Origin of the sequence: Actinokineospora fastidiosa (genome assembly GCF_014648415.1) — a bacterium.
Classification (GTDB): domain Bacteria; phylum Actinomycetota; class Actinomycetes; order Mycobacteriales; family Pseudonocardiaceae; genus Actinokineospora; species Actinokineospora fastidiosa.
The window spans coordinates 1,948,552-1,964,831 of sequence record NZ_BMRB01000001.1; the positions used below are offsets into that span (position 1 = coordinate 1,948,552).

15 protein-coding genes are annotated in these 16,280 nt (G+C 72.7%); 8 read left to right on the plus strand and 7 right to left on the minus strand.

Annotation, left to right across the window (positions count from 1 at the left end; all coding sequences use genetic code 11):
• Nucleotides 1–354: 354 nt before the first annotated feature.
• The gene (locus tag IEY98_RS09390) at nucleotides 355–1,014 is read right to left on the minus strand and encodes a ComF family protein (protein ID WP_189209814.1); all 660 of its coding nucleotides are present in this window, start codon (nucleotides 1,012–1,014) and stop codon (nucleotides 355–357) included.
• A gap of 232 nt (nucleotides 1,015–1,246) precedes the next feature.
• Between IEY98_RS09390 and secA the strand changes: the two genes are divergently transcribed.
• Both secA and IEY98_RS09400 read left to right on the plus strand, forming a co-directional pair.
• On the plus strand, nucleotides 1,247–4,126 hold the full coding sequence (gene secA, locus IEY98_RS09395) for a preprotein translocase subunit SecA (RefSeq protein WP_189209815.1): 2,880 nt from the start codon (nucleotides 1,247–1,249) through the stop codon (nucleotides 4,124–4,126).
• Nucleotides 4,127–4,199: 73 nt separating this feature from the next.
• Nucleotides 4,200–4,568, plus strand: coding sequence for an HAD-IA family hydrolase (locus IEY98_RS09400; RefSeq protein ID WP_268244571.1), 369 nt, complete (start codon nucleotides 4,200–4,202; stop codon nucleotides 4,566–4,568).
• On the opposite strand, the gene IEY98_RS09405 is transcribed toward IEY98_RS09400, so the two are convergent.
• The gene (locus tag IEY98_RS09405; protein WP_229786701.1) at nucleotides 4,545–5,303 is read right to left on the minus strand and encodes a TrmH family RNA methyltransferase; all 759 of its coding nucleotides are present in this window, start codon (nucleotides 5,301–5,303) and stop codon (nucleotides 4,545–4,547) included. The genes IEY98_RS09400 and IEY98_RS09405 overlap by 24 nt on opposite strands.
• A 34-nt stretch (nucleotides 5,304–5,337) precedes the next feature.
• Between IEY98_RS09405 and IEY98_RS09410 the strand changes: the two genes are divergently transcribed.
• The 3 genes from IEY98_RS09410 to pruA are packed head-to-tail and all read left to right on the plus strand — an operon-like array spanning nucleotide 5,338 to nucleotide 8,821.
• Nucleotides 5,338–6,627 carry a wax ester/triacylglycerol synthase family O-acyltransferase gene (locus IEY98_RS09410; protein WP_189209818.1) on the plus strand — a complete coding sequence of 430 codons (1,290 nt, stop codon included), beginning with the start codon at nucleotides 5,338–5,340 and terminating at the stop codon, nucleotides 6,625–6,627.
• Between the two features lie 4 nt (nucleotides 6,628–6,631).
• Nucleotides 6,632–7,135 carry a DUF6912 family protein gene (locus tag IEY98_RS09415; RefSeq protein ID WP_189209819.1) on the plus strand — a complete coding sequence of 168 codons (504 nt, stop codon included), beginning with the start codon at nucleotides 6,632–6,634 and terminating at the stop codon, nucleotides 7,133–7,135.
• Nucleotides 7,136–7,192: 57 nt separating this feature from the next.
• On the plus strand, nucleotides 7,193–8,821 hold the full coding sequence (pruA, locus tag IEY98_RS09420; protein ID WP_189209820.1) for an L-glutamate gamma-semialdehyde dehydrogenase: 1,629 nt from the start codon (nucleotides 7,193–7,195) through the stop codon (nucleotides 8,819–8,821).
• Nucleotides 8,822–8,880: 59 nt separating this feature from the next.
• Here the strand turns inward: pruA and IEY98_RS09425 are convergent, their stop codons facing one another.
• Nucleotides 8,881–9,726, minus strand: coding sequence for an SCO4651 family lipoprotein (locus IEY98_RS09425; RefSeq protein ID WP_189209821.1), 846 nt, complete (start codon nucleotides 9,724–9,726; stop codon nucleotides 8,881–8,883).
• A 173-nt stretch (nucleotides 9,727–9,899) separates the two neighbouring features.
• Here IEY98_RS09425 and IEY98_RS09430 point away from each other — a divergent pair, with 173 nt between their 5' ends.
• A complete protein-coding gene (locus tag IEY98_RS09430) occupies nucleotides 9,900–10,628 on the plus strand; it encodes a helix-turn-helix domain-containing protein (RefSeq protein ID WP_189209822.1) in 729 nt (242 codons plus the stop codon).
• Nucleotides 10,629–10,923: 295 nt separating this feature from the next.
• Here IEY98_RS09430 and rsgA read toward each other — a convergent pair whose 3' ends face one another.
• Nucleotides 10,924–11,958: a ribosome small subunit-dependent GTPase A gene (gene rsgA, locus IEY98_RS09435; RefSeq protein ID WP_189209823.1), complete on the minus strand. Its 1,035-nt coding sequence runs from the start codon at nucleotides 11,956–11,958 to the stop codon at nucleotides 10,924–10,926.
• Nucleotides 11,959–11,960: 2 nt separating this feature from the next.
• Nucleotides 11,961–13,223 carry a 3-phosphoshikimate 1-carboxyvinyltransferase gene (aroA, locus tag IEY98_RS09440; protein WP_189209824.1) on the minus strand — a complete coding sequence of 421 codons (1,263 nt, stop codon included), beginning with the start codon at nucleotides 13,221–13,223 and terminating at the stop codon, nucleotides 11,961–11,963.
• 104 nt (nucleotides 13,224–13,327) lie between these two features.
• On the opposite strand from aroA, the gene IEY98_RS09445 reads away from it, so the two are divergent.
• Nucleotides 13,328–14,086 (plus strand): SOS response-associated peptidase, encoded by a 759-nt coding sequence (locus IEY98_RS09445; RefSeq protein ID WP_189209825.1) that lies wholly within the window; start codon nucleotides 13,328–13,330, stop codon nucleotides 14,084–14,086.
• Nucleotides 14,083–14,694 carry an alpha/beta hydrolase family protein gene (locus tag IEY98_RS09450; RefSeq protein WP_189209826.1) on the plus strand — a complete coding sequence of 204 codons (612 nt, stop codon included), beginning with the start codon at nucleotides 14,083–14,085 and terminating at the stop codon, nucleotides 14,692–14,694. Before IEY98_RS09445 ends, IEY98_RS09450 begins: the two co-directional genes overlap by 4 nt.
• 1 nt (nucleotide 14,695) lies before the next feature.
• On the opposite strand, the gene IEY98_RS09455 is transcribed toward IEY98_RS09450, so the two are convergent.
• The gene (locus tag IEY98_RS09455) at nucleotides 14,696–15,625 is read right to left on the minus strand and encodes a pentapeptide repeat-containing protein (RefSeq protein WP_189209827.1); all 930 of its coding nucleotides are present in this window, start codon (nucleotides 15,623–15,625) and stop codon (nucleotides 14,696–14,698) included.
• A 39-nt stretch (nucleotides 15,626–15,664) separates the two neighbouring features.
• The gene (gene ybaK, locus IEY98_RS09460; RefSeq protein ID WP_189209828.1) at nucleotides 15,665–16,141 is read right to left on the minus strand and encodes a Cys-tRNA(Pro) deacylase; all 477 of its coding nucleotides are present in this window, start codon (nucleotides 16,139–16,141) and stop codon (nucleotides 15,665–15,667) included.
• Nucleotides 16,142–16,280 lie beyond the last annotated feature (139 nt).

The following is a 16,280-nucleotide window of genomic DNA, read 5'->3' on the forward strand; positions in this document are numbered from 1 at the left end:
CCGCGCTGGCCCCGCTGGCCCTGCTGGCCGCGCTGGCCGCCTGCGCTGGTCCGCTGGCCGCGCTGGCCGCCTGCGCTGGTCCGCTGGCCGCGCTGGCCCCGCTGGCCGCCCGCGCTGGTCCGCCGGCCCGCTGGCCGCAGTGACCCGCTGGCCCACCGGCTGCCGTGACCCAATGGCTCGCTGGTCGTGCCGTCTGGGCCCTGGGCCGCTCCGGCTGGCGTCGCATGCGCCTGTTTTCTGTTGTGCCCGCTTTCGCTGGGCGGTGGGTTCGTCGAGGGTGCCTCCTTTCGTGTGGAGATTGGGGCTAGGGGTTGGTGGGCGGGTGGGGCTAGCGGGGTGGGCTCGCGGCCGGGGTTAGACGGTGGCGGTGAGGGTGAGGGTGGCGGCTACCTGGGCTCCTGCGGCGCGTAGGGCGGAGACGCAGGTGGCGGCGGTTGCGCCGGTGGTGATGACGTCGTCGATGAACAGGACGGGGGTGTCGGGGGGTGGGAGGGGGCCGCGGACCCGGACGCGGTGGCGGAGGTTGGACAAGCGGGCCTCCGGGGTCAGGCCCACCGAGTCGCGGGTGCCTCGGCGGAGGTGGAGGACCGGGGCCACCTCGACGGACAGGCCGCGGGTGCGGAGGCTGCGCGCCGTGTGGGCCGCCGCCAGGGTGACGTGGTTGCCGCCGCGTTTGCGCAGGGCGGCCGGGCGGGAGGGGGCCGGGACCAGCCAGCAGCGGGAGCCCAGGCCCTCGCGGGCCAGGACGCGGGGGACGGCGTCGGCCAGGATCAGGCCGATGGGTCTGGCCAGCTCGCGGCGGCGGCGCTCCTTGTACGCCACCACCAGCCTGCGGGCCGGGCCCGTGTACGCCGTCGCCGCGTACGCGCGGGTGCCCGCCAGGAGCGTCCGGTGGACAGCCACCAGCCCGGCCGTGCCTGCATGGCAGGTCGGGCACCACGCCGTCCCGCGGCGGGAGCAGCCCGCGCAGCGGCGGGGAAACAGCAGGTCAAGCACCAGGAGCACGATGTTCATGGCTCCAGATTGCCCCCGCCCGCGACCCGCCCGAGCAAGTTATCCACAGGTCAGGCCCTTATCCACAGTGTTGGAACCCGAGTGGTAAACGGACCGCGGAACCATGTGCGTGCTCGGACCGTTGGTCCCAGGAGAGCGGCCTGCGCGTCGAGCTGCGGGTTGCCTACGATGGCGGACAGGAGCGCTCCGTGTGAGCGGGCGCACGAAACGAACTACGAGCGAGGTCGACCGGATGGTGCTGTCCCGAATCCTGCGCGCTGGCGAGGGCAAGATGCTCAAGCGGCTGCGCACCATCGCAGCGCACATCAACTCGCTGGAGGACGACTTCGTCGGCCTGACCGACGAGGAGCTGGCCGCCAAGACCGAGGAGTTCCGCCAGCGCCACGAGGCGGGCGAGGACCTCGACGACCTGCTGCCCGAGGCGTTCGCCACGGCGCGCGAGGCGGCCAGGCGCGTGCTCAACCAGCGCCCGTTCGAGGTCCAGCTCATGGGCGGGGCCGCGCTCCACCTCGGCCAGGTCGCCGAGATGAAGACCGGTGAGGGCAAGACCCTGACCTGTGTCCTGCCCGCCTACCTCAACGCCATCTCCGGCAAGGGCGTGCACGTCGTCACGACCAACGACTACCTCGCCCGCCGTGACGCCGAGTGGATGGGCCGCGTGCACCGCTTCCTCGGCCTCAAGGTCGGCGTCATCCTCAACGACATGACGCCCGACCAGCGCCGGGCCGCGTACAACTGCGACGTCACCTACGGCACCAACAACGAGTTCGGCTTCGACTACCTGCGCGACAACATGGCGCACAACCTGGACGACATGGTCCAGCGCGAGCACAACTTCGCCATCGTCGACGAGGTCGACTCGATCCTCATCGACGAGGCCCGCACGCCGCTGATCATCTCCGGCCCGGCCGACCAGTCCAGCCGCTGGTACCAGGAGTTCGCCCGGCTGATCCCGATGATGAAGCGCGACGTCCACTACGAGGTCGACGAGCGCAAGCGCACGGTCGGCGTCAGCGAGAAGGGCGTCGCCTTCATCGAGGACCAGCTCGGCATCGAGAACCTCTACGACGCCTCCAACACCCCGCTGGTCGGCTACCTGAACAACGCCCTCAAGGCCAAGGAGCTCTACAAGCGCGACAAGGACTACGTCGTCCGCGACGGCGAGGTCCTCATCGTCGACGAGTTCACCGGCCGCATCCTCGCGGGCCGCCGCTACAACGAGGGCATGCACCAGGCCATCGAGGCCAAGGAGAAGGTGGAGATCAAGGCCGAGAACCAGACGCTGGCCACGATCACCCTGCAGAACTACTTCCGCCTCTACAACAAGCTCGCGGGCATGACCGGCACCGCCGAGACCGAGGCCGCGGAGTTCCACAACACCTACAAGCTCGGCGTGGTGCCCATCCCCACCAACAAGCCGATGATCCGCGTCGACCAGGCCGACCTGATCTACAAGACCGAAGAGGCCAAGTTCCTCGCGGTCGCCGAGGACATCGCCGAGCGGCACGAGAAGGGCCAGCCGGTCCTGGTCGGCACCACCAGCGTCGAGCGCTCGGAGTACCTGTCCAAGCTGCTGACGAAGATGTCCATCCCGCACAACGTCCTCAACGCCAAGCACCACGCGCGGGAGTCGTCGATCGTCGCGCTGGCAGGCCACAAGGGCGCGGTCACCGTCGCCACCAACATGGCCGGTCGAGGCACCGACATCATGCTCGGCGGCAACCCGCAGCACCTGGCCGAGGAGGAGCTGCGCAACCGCGGCCTCGAGCCGGACTCCGAGGAGTGGCGCGCCGCGCTGCCCGCCGCGCTGGAGAAGGCGGAGAAGGAGGTCGAGGCCGAGCGCGAGGCGGTCCGCGAGGCGGGCGGGCTCTACGTGCTGGGCACCGAGCGCCACGAGTCGCGCCGCATCGACAACCAGCTGCGCGGCCGCTCCGGCCGCCAGGGCGACCCGGGCGAGTCCCGGTTCTACCTGTCCCTGGGCGACGAGCTCATGCGCCGGTTCAACGCCGCGATGGTCGAGCGGGTCATGACCATGCTCAACGTGCCCGACGACCAGCCCATCGAGGCCAAGATGGTCACCCGCGCGATCAAGAGCGCGCAGACCCAGGTCGAGCAGCAGAACTACGAGATCCGCAAGAACGTCCTCAAGTACGACGAGGTCATGAACAAGCAGCGCAAGGTGATCTACGCCGAGCGCCTGCGGATCCTCAAGGGCGAGGACATGCACGACCAGGTCGAGCACATGATCACCGACGTGGTCGGCGCGTACGTCACGGGCGCGACCGCGGAGGGCTACGCCGAGGACTGGGACCACGGCAAGCTGTGGACCGCGCTCAAGGCCCTCTACCCGATCACCCTCACCTGGGAGGGCCTGGTCGACCAGGCCGAGAGCGACGGCCGCGACCTCGACCACGAGTACCTGCACGAGGTCCTCACCAAGGATGCGCTGGAGGCCTACCGGGCCCGCGAGGCCGACATCGACGGCCGCGTCGGCCCCGGCGCCATGCGCGAGCTGGAGCGCCGGGTCATGCTCTCGGTGCTGGACCGCAAGTGGCGCGAGCACCTCTACGAGATGGACTACCTCAAGGAGGGCATCGGCCTGCGCGCGATGGCCCAGCGCGACCCGCTCATCGAGTACCAGCGCGAGGGCTACGAGATGTTCGGGACGATGCTGGAGGCCCTCAAGGAGGAGACGGTCACCTTCCTGTTCAACGTGAAGGTGGAGGCCCAGGAGCAGGCGCCGCCGCCGAACGTGCAGCTCACGACCGCCCCGAGCGCCCTGCCGCAGGTCCGCCAGGACCCGGCCGCCGCGGCAAGGCAGGCCGAGCTGGCCGCCCGCCAGGCCCGCGCCCAGGCCGCCGCCGAGGCCGCTGCCGCCCAGCGCGCCGCGGCCTCGACCAACACCGACCAGGTGCCCGCGGCCCTGCGCAACCTCGGCGGCGCCCCGCAGGCCCCCCAGCGGCTGAGCTACTCCGGCCCGGCCGAGGGCGGCGGCGTGGTCTCCCACAGCGAGGGCAACGGCGCGGCAGCGGCCTCGGCGGCGGGCACCCGCCGCGAGCGCCGTCAGGCCGCCCGCGAGCAGGCCAAGAAGGGCGGCAAGAAGCGCCGCTGACCGACGTCGGCGGACCGGGTGGACGGCGGGACACGCCGTCCACCCGGTCTCGGTTCAGGCCCCGGAAGGTCAGCTGATGTACGAGGCGTTGGTGGTCGACTACGCGGGCACGTACACCGATCCCGGGGTCGCCGCAGTCGTGGATGTGGTGCGTGCCAAAGGTCTGCGCGTGGCGCTGCTGTCCAATGCGGACTATGTTCCCCGCGGGCTTCCGGCGGTGTTCGACGCCGTGGTCGTGTCCGGCGAGGTCGGGTTCGGCAAGCCCGACCCGCGGATCTACGAGCTTGCCGCTAACCGGATTCGAGTAGCCCCCAGCAGATGCGTGTACGTCGATGACGTGGCCGCGTACGTGCGCGGAGCCGTCGCCGTGGGCATGACCGGCGTGCACCACACCGCGGTCGAGTCCACTGTGGAGGAGCTAGCGGTCCTGCTCGACCTGTGACCGCCGCACCAGCTCGAAGCACAGGACCGCCGCGGCGCTGGCCACGTTCAGCGACTCCACCCCGCCCGCCATGGGGATCGACACCCAGTCGGTCACCAGGTCGCGGACCTCGGGGGACACGCCGTGGGTCTCCCCGCCCAGCACGTACGCGCACCGGGACGGCAGGTCCGCGGCGAACACCGTCCTGCGCGCGTCGGCGGCCAGGCCCACCAGCGGATAGCCCGCCGAGCGCAACGACGTCGCCGCCTCGACGGCCGTGTAGCAGCGCAGCACCGGCGCGGTGAACGCCACGCCCGCCGACGCCTTCACCACCAGCGGGTCCAGGCCCGCCACCCCGCGCCGGGGCACGACGATGCCGCCCACGCCCGCCGCCGTGGCCGTGCGCAGGATCATCCCGACGTTGGCGGGCGTGGTGATGCCGTCCAGCAGCAGCACGGTGCGCGGCAGCGAGCCCAGCGCCGAGGACAGCGACCGCATCCTCGGGGCCACGACGTCGGCCAGCACGCCCTGGTCCTGCTTGCCGTTGCCCGCCAGCACCTTCACCCGCTGCGCCGTCGCCCGGTGCACAGCCACCCCGCGGTCGCGGGCGGCGCGCAGGATCTCGGGCGCGCGGGCGTTGTCGGCGAGCAGCACCTTGTCGATCGTCAGCGACGGGTCGGCGAGCGCTTCCAGCACGGGCTTGCGCCCGTACACGGTCAGGAAACGATCTTTCGGCGATGCGGTGTCGGAGGCCACAGCCGACAAGGATCGCATGTGCCAGGATCGGCGCATGCCCGACCGCCTGTCCGCAGCCGACGCCGCGCTCCTCGCGCTGGAGGACCCGGCGACGCCGCGGCACGTCGGGTCGGTCGCGGTGTTCCGGCGGCCCAGGTCCGGCTTCGACTACCCGGGGCTCCTCGCGCTCGTCGAGCGCCGCCTGCCGCTGGCGCCGCACTACCGGCAGCGCGTCGCCGCGGTCCCGGGGCGGCTGGCCCGGCCGGTCTGGGTGGACGACCCCGACTTCGACGTCACCCACCACGTGCGCCGCTCCGCGCTGCCCCGCCCGGGCGGCGACGAGCAGCTGTTCGACCTCGTCGCCCGGCTCATGGCCCGCCCGCTGGACCGCTCCCGGCCGCTGTGGGAGGCCTACCTGGTCGAGGGCCTGGCGGGCGGGCGCGTCGCGCTGGTCACCAAGTCCCACCAGGCCCTGGTCGACGGCGTGCGCACCGTCGACTTCGCCACCGTCCTGCTCGACGGCACGCCCGGCGCGGTCGAGGAGCCCGACGAGCCGTGGACCCCGCGCACGCCCCCCGGCGCCGTGCGGCTGCTGACCGACGCCGTCACCGACACCCTGCGCAGCCCCGCCGAGCTGGTGGAGAACGCCCGCGCCACCGTCACCGACGTGGTCGCCGCGGGCGCCCGGGTGGCCGACGCGCTGGGCCTGCGCCCGAGCGGCCCGCTGCGGGCGAGCGGCGGCCGGGCGCGCCGCTTCGCCGTCGCGCGGGCCCGGCTGGGCGACTTGCGCGACATCCGCGCCGCCCACGGCGGTACCGTCAACGACGTGGTGCTCGCGGTGGTCGCCGGGGCGCTGCGGGGCTGGTTGCGGACCCGCGGCGAGCCGCTGACCGCCGTGCGCGCCCTGGTGCCGGTCGCGGTCAGCGACACCCCGAGCGCTGACGCGCGCCTGGTCGACCTGCCGGTGGCCGAGCCCGACCCGCTCGCCCGGCTCCGACGGGTCAGCGCGGCCATGCGCGGCCACGGCGGCGTGCCCGCCGCGGTGCTGCGCGGCATGGGCGGGCTGCACTCGCTAGGAGCGAGGACGGCGGCGTGGGGACGCGGCGCTGGCCTCGTGGTGACCAACGTGCCCGGTCCGCAGGCCCCGCTGTACGCGGGACGGGCGCGCATGACCGAGGTGTTCCCGGTCATGCCCCTGGCCAGGGGACACGCCCTTGCCGTCGGGGTCACCTCCTACGACGGCGGGGTCTACTTCGGCCTCACCGCCGACCGGGCCTCGGTGTCCGATGTGGACGTGCTGGCCGGGGAACTGGGGGAATCCGTGGCGGAACTAGTGAAAGCGTGATCAGGTGAGGGTCTACATCCCGGCGACGGTGGCCATGCTCAAGGCGCTCAACGCCGACGGCGAGCTGACCGCGGTCGGCAACACCGCGTTCGCGCTGACCCCGGCGCTGCGCGAGTCGTACGCCAGCGGCGGCGACGAGGAGCTGGAGTACGCGGCGATGCTCGACGCCGCCCGCGCGTCACTGCGCCTGCTCAACGCCGAGCTGGAGGCCGACCCGGAGACCGCGGTCCGGCGGGCCGTCGTCTCCGCCGACGTCGACGGCGCCGAGCTGCGCCCCGACCTGGACCACGCCGTGGTCAAGCTGGCCGGGCCGGTGCCGCTCAAGGTCGTGGCCGCCGTCCACCTGGACACCCCGGACGCCGAGGACGCCGTGCGGGCCGCCGCGGCCGTCGTCGACGCCGCCGACCTCGGCGATCCCGACGCCGAGTTCACCCTGGGCGATGCCGAGGACCACGAACTGGCCTGGTACGCCCCGCAGGAGCTGCCGTTCCTGCTGGAACTGATGTAGACATCCCATGACAGGATGTAGCTGCCGCACACCCGCGATAAGGAGGCGACCCACACAATGGACGCCGTTTCGTCCGTTCCCGCCCCGGCCAACGAGCCGGTCGACCCCTACCTCCCCGGCAGCGCCCGTCGCGAGTCGCTGAGCAGGCGCGTCACCGAGCTGGCAGGCGAGCGGGCCGAGTTGACCATGACCATCGGCGGCGAGCAGCGGATGGCGGGCGGTGACCGCGTCGACGTCGTGCAGCCGCACAACCACGCGCACGTCCTGGGCGTCACCGCGCAGTCCACCCACGCCGACGTGGCCGACGCGGTCGCCGCGGCCAAGAAGGCCGCCCCCGCCTGGCGCGCCCTGCCCTTCGACGAGCGCGCCGCCATCCTGCTGCGCGCCGCCGACCTGCTCGCGGGCCCCTGGCGCGACACCCTCAACGCCGCGACGATGCTCGGTCAGTCCAAGACCGTGCAGCAGGCCGAGATCGACAGCGCCTGCGAGCTGATCGACTTCTGGCGGTTCAACGTCGCCTTCGCCCGCCGGATCCTGGAGGAGCAGCCGCAGTCCTCCCCGGGCTTCTGGAACCGGTTCGACCACCGCCCGCTCGACGGGTTCGTCACCGCGATCACGCCGTTCAACTTCACCGCCATCGCGGGCAACCTCCCGACCGCGCCCGCGCTGATGGGCAACACCGTCGTGTGGAAGCCGTCGCCCACGCAGGGCCTGGCCGCGCACTACACGATGCGCCTGCTGGAGGCCGCGGGCCTGCCCCCCGGCGTGATCAACCTCGTCACCGGCGACGGCAAGGCCGTCAGCGAGGTCGCCATGACCGACCCCGAGTTCGCGGGCCTGCACTTCACCGGCTCGACGGCGACGTTCAAGCACCTGTGGCGGATGATCGCCGAGAACCTCGACACCTACCGCTCCTACCCGAGGATCGTCGGGGAGACCGGCGGCAAGGACTTCGTCGTCGCCCACCCGTCGGCGGACCCGGCCGCGGTCGTCACCGGGCTCGTGCGCGGCGCGTTCGAGTACCAGGGCCAGAAGTGCTCCGCGGCCTCGCGCGCCTACATCGCCCGCTCGCTGTGGGACGGCGGCCTGCGCGAGCAACTGGTCGACACGGTCAAGACCCTGTCCTACGGCGACGTCACCGACTTCTCGCACTTCGGCGGCGCGGTCATCGACGCGCGCGCGTTCGCCAAGCACAAGAAGGCCCTGGACGCCGCCGCGGCGAACAGCTCCATCGAGGTGCTGGCGGGCGGCGCCGCGGACGACTCGGTCGGCTACTTCGTGCAGCCCACGGTCCTGCTGGGCAGCGACCCGCTGCAGGAGCCGTTCACCACCGAGTACTTCGGCCCCATCCTTGCCGTCCACGTCTACGACGACGCCGAGTACGCCAAGGTGCTGGAGCTGGTCGACACGTCCAGCCCGTACGCGCTCACCGGCGCGGTGTTCGCCACCGACCGCGCGGCCGTCGAGCAGGCCCACCAGGCGCTGCGATTCAGCGCGGGCAACTTCTACGTCAACGACAAGCCGACCGGCGCCGTCGTCGGCCAGCAGCCCTTCGGCGGCTCCCGCGCGTCGGGCACCAACGACAAGGCGGGCTCCATCTACAACCTGCAGCGCTGGGTGAGCCCGCGCTCGGTCAAGGAGACGTTCGTCCCGCCGACGGACCACCGCTACCCGCACATGGGCTGAGCAGTGAAAACGCCCCGCACTCGAACCGAGTGCGGGGCGTTTCGCCGTTCAGCGGGGTGTCAGTTGCCCGGGAACTCGCCGATCTCGCTGGCGGCGGGGGCCTCGACGTCGACCGGGACGCCCCAGTCGCTGTAGTCGACCTGGACCTTGACGTCCTGGTTCTGCACGGTCATCTCGGAGACGATGCGGACCGGCAGGTTGTCGTCGTTGACCCACACGTCGTAGACGATGGTCTTCATCCCGGCCTTCTCCAGCTCGGCCGCGGTCGCCTTGTCGATGCCGAGGTTGTTGTCCTCGGCCAGCTTGGCCAGCTCGAGCTCGATGGTGTACTTCTGGGTGTCCTGGCCGTCGATCGTGTCGGACTTGACGTCCTTGATCTCGCCGACCTTGGCGAACTCCTCCAGCATGTTGCGCGGGTCGGCCTTCTCGGCCGTGTCCAGCAGGCTGCCCATCTGCGCGGCCATCGGGTTGCTGGAGTCGCTCGGGTCGATCTTCAGCCACGGCTTGGTCGAGTCCGGCGCCGAACCGGCGGGCATCTTGATGTACATGATGCCCTCGACCAGGCGCATCTCCATCTCGCCGAAGCCGGGGACCTCCATGGTCATGTTCATGACGGTGTCGGCGCCCGCGAACCGGAACTCGCCCTCGGCGTTGATGTTCTGGCCCGCCGCGGACGTCTTCATCGTCATCTTCGCGCTCTGCGCGTCGGAGCTCTTCGCGGTGACCGCGTCGCTGAGCGCCTTGATGCTGTCGAACGCGCCCGTGCCCGCGTCACCCGCCGCGGTGGTGGTCACGTTGCCCGGGTTGGGCGTGCCCGCGACGCCCGGCGTCTCCCCGCCGCCACAGCCCGCCAGTGTCAGACCTGCCAGCGCCAGTCCGGCGACGAGCAGCTTCGTCTTGCCCATGGGATCCCCTCGGTTCATTTCGGTGTATCGAAACCAGGACGCCGTCCGGGGCGTGCCGGTTCCACTGACGGGGACTTTACGTAACCCCATTCGGCCGAATGCCCGCAGCCCTCGCCGCTCGTTGGTCCTGGGGAAGGGCGGTGCCGATGACACCTGCTGGCGATGCCCGGGGATTGCCCGTCGACTCCCTGGGTGACCTGCGAAGACGGGTCGTCGCGTCGGTGGAGTCCGGCCTGGCCCAGGTCGAGGCGGCCCGCCGCTTCGGCGTGTCCCGCCAGACCGTCGGCGTGTGGGTGCGCGACTACCGCAACCGCGGCGAGGGCGCGTTCCGCCCGAACCGCCGCGGCCGCAAGCCGGGGGAGCGTCTGGCGCTGACCGACGCCCAGCAGCTGGACATCGCCCGCGCCGTCCAATCGGGCTCCCCGGAATCGGCCGGTCTGGACTGTCTCGTGTGGAACCGCCAGGCGGTGACCGACCTGGTCCACACCCGCTTCGCCATGCCGCTGGGCATGACCACCGTGGGCAACTACCTGGTGCGGTGGGGCTTCCCCCTGCCCCAGGACCTCCTGCGCGCCCTCCGCGCCGCCGCGTGCGGCCCGATGGAGTCGCCGTGGCTGCCGGGCGCGGAGGTGGTGTGGGTCGGCCACGGCGTCCCCACCTGGTGCCCGGACGCGCCGCGCACCCCCGTCCTGCAGGCGGTGTCCAACCGAGGGGCCCTGTCGTTCCTGGCAGGCGACCCCCGCTCGGCCGAGGCGGTCGCGGACTTCGTCGCCCGCCTGGTCCGCCAGTCCCGACGCCGACTCAACCTGGTCGTCACCTGGCCCCCCACCACCCCCGACCGCATCCCCCGCCTCCTGACCTTCGACGACTGCGCCGCCGCAATCACCGTCCCCCGCAGCTGATGCGACCGCCCAGATCACGCGACCATCCAGACGACGCGACCATCCAGATGATCTCAACATCCAGATGATGTGATCATCCGAATGGTGACATCATCATGCGAACCGGGCGAGTGGCCGGATGTCGTCACCATCTGGCTGTTGCGATCATCTGCACGCGACGCTCATCCAGATGACCTGATCATCTGGACGGAAGAGCCGCCGCTTCGGATGGTGGGCGCATCTGGGGGATGGTCAGCTGGATGGCCTCATCATCCGAATGATGCCGTCATATGACGTGAACATCTGGATGTTCTGATCATATGGTCTGATCATCTGAGTTGCGGTCGGGGGCGTCGTCGGCGCCTGCGCGGGAGGCCAGGAGGCGGCGCAGGGAGGCGAGGCGGCCGGGGCGGGCGTCGCCGGACTCCACGACCGTGTCGAGGTAGCAGTCGGGGTCGTCGGGGGCGCCGCGGTGGCCGCAGCCGGGTGGGCACTCCTCGGCGGCGGCGACGAACTCGCCGAAGGCCGCCACGATGTCGTCCGGCTCGATGTGGGCAAGGCCGAACGAGCGGATGCCCGGGGTGTCCACCACCCAGCCGCCGTCGGGCAGCGGCAGGGCCACGGCCGTCACCGACGTGTGCTTGCCCTTCCCGACCGCGCTCACCTCGCCCGTGCGGCGGAACGCGTCCGGCACGAGGCGGTTGACCAGGGTCGATTTGCCCACGCCCGAGTGGCCCACCAGCGCCGACACGCGGTCGGTCAGCCGCTCCCGCAGCTCGGCCGGGTCGGCGTCGTGCCGGGTGACCACCACCGGCAGGTCCAGGTCGGCGTACCCCGCCAGCAGCGGGGCCGGGTCGGCCAGGTCGGCCTTCGTCAGGCACAGCACCGGCTCCAGCCCGCCCGCGTACGCCGCCACCAGGCACCGGTCGATGAACCCCGAGCGCGGCGGCGGGTCGGCCAGCGCGCACACGATCAGCAGCTGCGCGGCGTTGGCCACGACCACCCGCTCGAACGGGTCGGTGTCGTCGGCCGTGCGCCGCAGCACGCTCGTGCGGTCGGCGACGCGCACGATCCTGGCGAGGGTGTCCACCGCGCCCGTGGTGTCGCCGACCAGGTCGACGATGTCCCCGACCACCACCGGGGTGCGGCCCAGCTCGCGGGCGCGCATCGCCACCACGATCCGGTCGGGGTCGGCCTCCACCGCGCACGTCCACCGGCCGCGGTCCTTGCCGACGACCATCGCGGTGACCGCGTCGGAGTGTGCGGGCCTGCGCTTGGACCGAGGGCGGGTGCCCTTGCCGGGACGCACCCGCACGTCGCTCTCGTCGAGCTTGCGCCAGTCGCGGGCCACGGTTACGCGCCCAGCATCCGGGCCCACATCTCCGGGAAGTCGGGCAGGGTCTTCGCCGTGGTGCCGATGTCGTCCACCGTCACCCCTTCCACGCGCAGCCCGACGATCGCGCCCGCAGTCGCCATCCGGTGGTCGGCGTAGGCGCGCCACTGTCCGCCGCGCAGCGGGACCGGCCGGATCACCAGGCCGTCGTCGGTCTCGGCAGCGTCGCCGCCCAGGCCGTTGATCTCGGCGGCCAGCGCGGCCAGCCGGTCGGTCTCGTGGCCGCGCAGGTGCGCGATGCCGCGCAGCCGCGACGGCCCCTCCGCCAGCGCGGCCAGCGCGGCCACGGTCGGGGTCAGCTCGCCCTCGTCGCGCAGGTCGATGTCGATCCCGGCGAGCGCGGCGGGCCCGCGCACGGTCAGCGCGTCCCCTTCCAGCGTCACCTCCGCGCCCATGTCCGTCAGGATCCGGCGGATCGCGTCGCCGGGCTGCGTGGTCGTGGCGGGCCAGTCCGTCACGGTGACGGAGCCGCCGGTCACCGCGGCGGCGGCGAGGAACGGCGTCGCGTTGGACAGGTCCGGCTCCACGGCCCAGTCGCGCACCGCGATCGGACCGGGCTCCACGCGCCAGGTGTTGGGCTCGCTGTCGTCCACGGCCACCCCGGCCTCGCGCAGCATGGCCACGGTCATGTCGATGTGCGGCATAGAGGGCACCGGCTCGCCGTCGTGGTGGACCGTCAGGCCCTTGTCGTAGCGGGCGCCGGAGAGCAGCAGGCCGCTGACGAACTGCGACGACGCCGACGCGTCGATGGTCACCGCGCCGCCGGGCAGCGCGCCCGTGCCCGCCAGGGTGAACGGCAGGGAGTCGCCGTCGACGGTCGCGCCGAGCGCGCGCAGCGCGTCCAGGATCGTGCCCATCGGCCGCTCCCTGGCCCGCGGGTCGCCGTCGAAGCGCACCTCGCCGTCGGCCAGCGCCGCCGCGGGCGGGACGAACCGCATCACCGTGCCCGCCAGGCCGCAGTCGACCACGGCCGGGCCGCGCAGCCCCTCGTGCGCGCCCAGCACGACCGTGTCGCCGTCGACCTCCACCGGGACGCCCAGCGCGCGCAGCGCGCCGGTCATCAGGTCGGCGTCGCGCCCGCGCAGGGCGTTGGTGACGCGCGCCGGACCGCCGCTGAGCGCGGCCAGGACCAGGGCGCGGTTGGTGATCGACTTGGAGCCGGGAATCGCTACCGTGGCGTGGACGGGCGTCGCGGCGAGCGGTGCTGACCAGGGCTGCGGCATGGGTCCATCCTCGCGTATCCGGCGCCCGACGAGGTCATCGGCTCGCCACTGTCGGCGGGCCGTGTCACGATGCGGGCTGGCGAGGCGGAAGGTGGGCAGCAGGAGTGTGCGGGAGGTACGCGGCCACGAAGGACCCGGCCGCGCTGGCGGCCGAGTTCGACGCGATCGACGCCATCGGCGCCGACGCGCCCGGCGCCGACTACAACGTCGCCCCGACCAAGAACATCGTCGCCGTGGTGCAGCGCCACCCGCGCGACGCCGACGGCACCGTCGACGAGTCCACCACCGAGCGCACGCTGCGCCTGATGAAGTGGGGCCTGGTCCCGCACTGGGCGAAGGACGCGTCCGGCGGCGCCAAGATGATCAACACCAGGTCGGAGAGCGCTGCCGAGAAGCCCGCGTTCAAGCAGTCCCTGGCCCGCCGCCGCTGCATCATCCCCGCCGACGGCTGGTACGAGTGGAAGCGCGAGGGCAAGGTCAAGCAGCCCTTCTACACCACTCCCAAGGACGGCTCCAGCCTGGCGATGGCCGGGCTCTGGTCCACCTGGCACGACAAGTCCGACCCGGACGCGGGCGTCCTCATCACCTGCTCGGTGCTGACCACCGACGCCGTCGGCCCGCTCGCCGAGATCCACCACCGGATGCCGCTGCTGCTCACCCCCGACGAGTGGAACACCTGGCTGGACCCCGACCGCACCGACGTCTCCACGCTGCTGCGCCCGGTCGCGGAGGACGTGGTGGCAGGCCTGGAGCTGCGGCCCATCTCCGACGCGGTCAACAGCGTCCGCAACAACGGCCCGGAACTGCTGGAGCGCGTCGACCCCCCGGCGGTCGACATCGACCTGTTCGGCGCGCCGCGATGACCAGCGCGAAGATCGCCACCCCGCACGGCCCGGCCAGGGCCGAGCTGCACTGCGCCGCGGAGGGCCGCGCCGCCCTGCTGCTCGGCCACGGCGCGGGCGGCGGCATCGGCGCCCCCGACCTCGTCGCCGCCACCCGAGGCGCCACGGCAGCAGGCGTGCACGTCGCCCTGGTCGAGCAGCCCTACCGCGTCGCGGGCCGCCGCGCGCCCGCGCCCGCCGCCCAGCTCGACACCGCGTGGCTGGCCGTGGCCGACCACCTGTCCAAGATCTGGTTCGCCGACCTGCCGCTCCTCTTCGGCGGCCGCTCGTCCGGCGCCCGGGTGGCCTGCCGCACGTGCGAGGCCGGGGACGCCGTCGGCGTCGTCTGCCTGGCCTTCCCCGTGCACCCGCCGGGCAAGCCGGAGAAGACCCGCCAGCCCGAACTGGACGCCGTCCGCATCCCCACCCTGGTCATCCAGGGCGAGAGCGACCCGTTCGGCCAGCCCGCCCCCGCCCACCACCGCGAGATCGTCCCGGTGCCCGGCGACCACTCCCTCAAGCGCGAGCTGGGCACGATCTCCCGCGCGGTCGAGGAGTGGCTGCACCGCATCCTGCGCCCGCTGGACTAGCTCACCACCACGCGCCGACCGTGGTGGAGTCCGTCACCGCGGTGGAGACCTTCGTGCCGGGGCTGTGCTTGGCGCCGGTGAGGTCGGCGCCGGAGAGGTTCACCCCCGACAGGTCGAGCCCCGACAGATCCGTGCGGGTGAGGTCGGCCCGGCTGAGGTCGGCCCCGTGGACGAAGGCGAACGAGGCGAACGACACGTCCGCGAACCGGACGCCCACCAGGGTCGCGTCCGCGAACGAGGTGAGCCCGAGGGTCGCCTGGTAGAGGTTCGCGCCCGTCAGGTCCGAGCGCACGAGCGACACCCTGCGCAGGTCCGCCCTCGGGGCGCTGACCCCGACCAGGCAGGTCTCCCGCAGGTCGATGGGGTGCACCGACTCGCTGGGCGGGCGGCGGGCCAGGACCCGGAACGCGGCGTCGACGTCCATCGGGGTCGGCGGGCAGGTGCCGTCGGCGGGCCTGCGGCTGCGGTCGCGGATGAAGGCGGCGAGCAGTTCCTCGACCGTCGGCCGGTCCCGCGCGGAGTCGACCGCGACCCGTTCCAGGGCGAAGATCCCGCCGATGCGCAGGTGGACCTGGTCATCGCCCGGGCTGGCCAGCTGCTCGACGGCGCGCAGGAAGCGGTCGGTGACCTGGGTCTGCTCGCCCACCATGGTCTGCTGGCGCGTCGCCTGCAGGGACAGGCCCGTGAAGACCAGCGCGCCGACCGCGGTGAGCGCGGTGATCAGCCCCGTCGTGCGGTTCCAGTCATGCGTCCCGGCCCGCTCCCGACCCCCGCCCGCCGCCAGGACCACGGCGGCGGCCACCGCGACCACGCCCGCGACCGCCGGCCACCAGTCCGCCAGCCAGCCCAGGCCGACGCGCACGACGACCTGATACGCCAGCAGCGCCAGCCCGGCCGACACCAGCGCGATGACGACCACCCGTGGTCTCATACCGGCTGTATCGCCCGACCCGGGCCCTCGGTTAGGCCGTCACCACGCCGCGATCGCCGCCACGGTCGCCGAGAGCAGCGCCACCAGGTCGGTCGCCGCCACCTCGATCTCCAGGCCCCGCCGCCCGCCCGAGCAGAACATCGTCGGGAACCCCAGCGCGGAGGAGTCCAGCACCGTCGGCAGCCGCTTCTTCTGCCCCAACGGCGAGATCCCGCCCGCGACGTACCCGGTGACCCGCTCGGCCACGGCGACCTCGGCCATCCGCGCCTTCTTGCCGCCCACCGCCGCGGCCAGCGCCTTCAGGTCCAGCTGCGCGGCCACCGGCACCACCCCCACCGCCAGCGCGCCGTCGACCTCGGCGAGCAGGGTCTTGAACACCCGCTCCGGGGACACGCCCATCGCCGCGGCCGCCTCCATGCCGAACGGCTGGCGCGGGTCGTGCTCGTAGGCGTGCACGGTGTGCGGAATCTTGCGTTTGACCAGCAGAGCCGTCGCCGGTGTGCCTCGTCCTGCCACGGGGTACCACCCTAGGGAATGCGCGCGCCCGCCACGGCGTTGCTGACGACGTGTCCACCGAACTGCTTGTCGAGCGCCCCACGTCACGTCGCGCGGGTGGCTCGGCTCACAGCCGCGCAGGGCGGCTCCGGGTAACCTC

Bases quoted from the DNA above. Each gene is read 5' to 3' on its own strand.
- IEY98_RS09390 (WP_189209814.1), bottom strand. From the start codon at position 1,014: ATGAACATCGTGCTCCTGGTGCTTGACCTGCTGTTTCCCCGCCGCTGC.
- secA (WP_189209815.1), top strand. From the start codon at position 1,247: ATGGTGCTGTCCCGAATCCTGCGCGCTGGCGAGGGCAAGATGCTCAAG.
- IEY98_RS09410 (WP_189209818.1), top strand. From the start codon at position 5,338: ATGCCCGACCGCCTGTCCGCAGCCGACGCCGCGCTCCTCGCGCTGGAG.
- pruA (WP_189209820.1), top strand. From the start codon at position 7,193: ATGGACGCCGTTTCGTCCGTTCCCGCCCCGGCCAACGAGCCGGTCGAC.
- IEY98_RS09425 (WP_189209821.1), bottom strand. From the start codon at position 9,726: ATGGGCAAGACGAAGCTGCTCGTCGCCGGACTGGCGCTGGCAGGTCTG.
- aroA (WP_189209824.1), bottom strand. From the start codon at position 13,223: ATGCCGCAGCCCTGGTCAGCACCGCTCGCCGCGACGCCCGTCCACGCC.
- IEY98_RS09450 (WP_189209826.1), top strand. From the start codon at position 14,083: ATGACCAGCGCGAAGATCGCCACCCCGCACGGCCCGGCCAGGGCCGAG.
- IEY98_RS09455 (WP_189209827.1), bottom strand. From the start codon at position 15,625: ATGAGACCACGGGTGGTCGTCATCGCGCTGGTGTCGGCCGGGCTGGCG.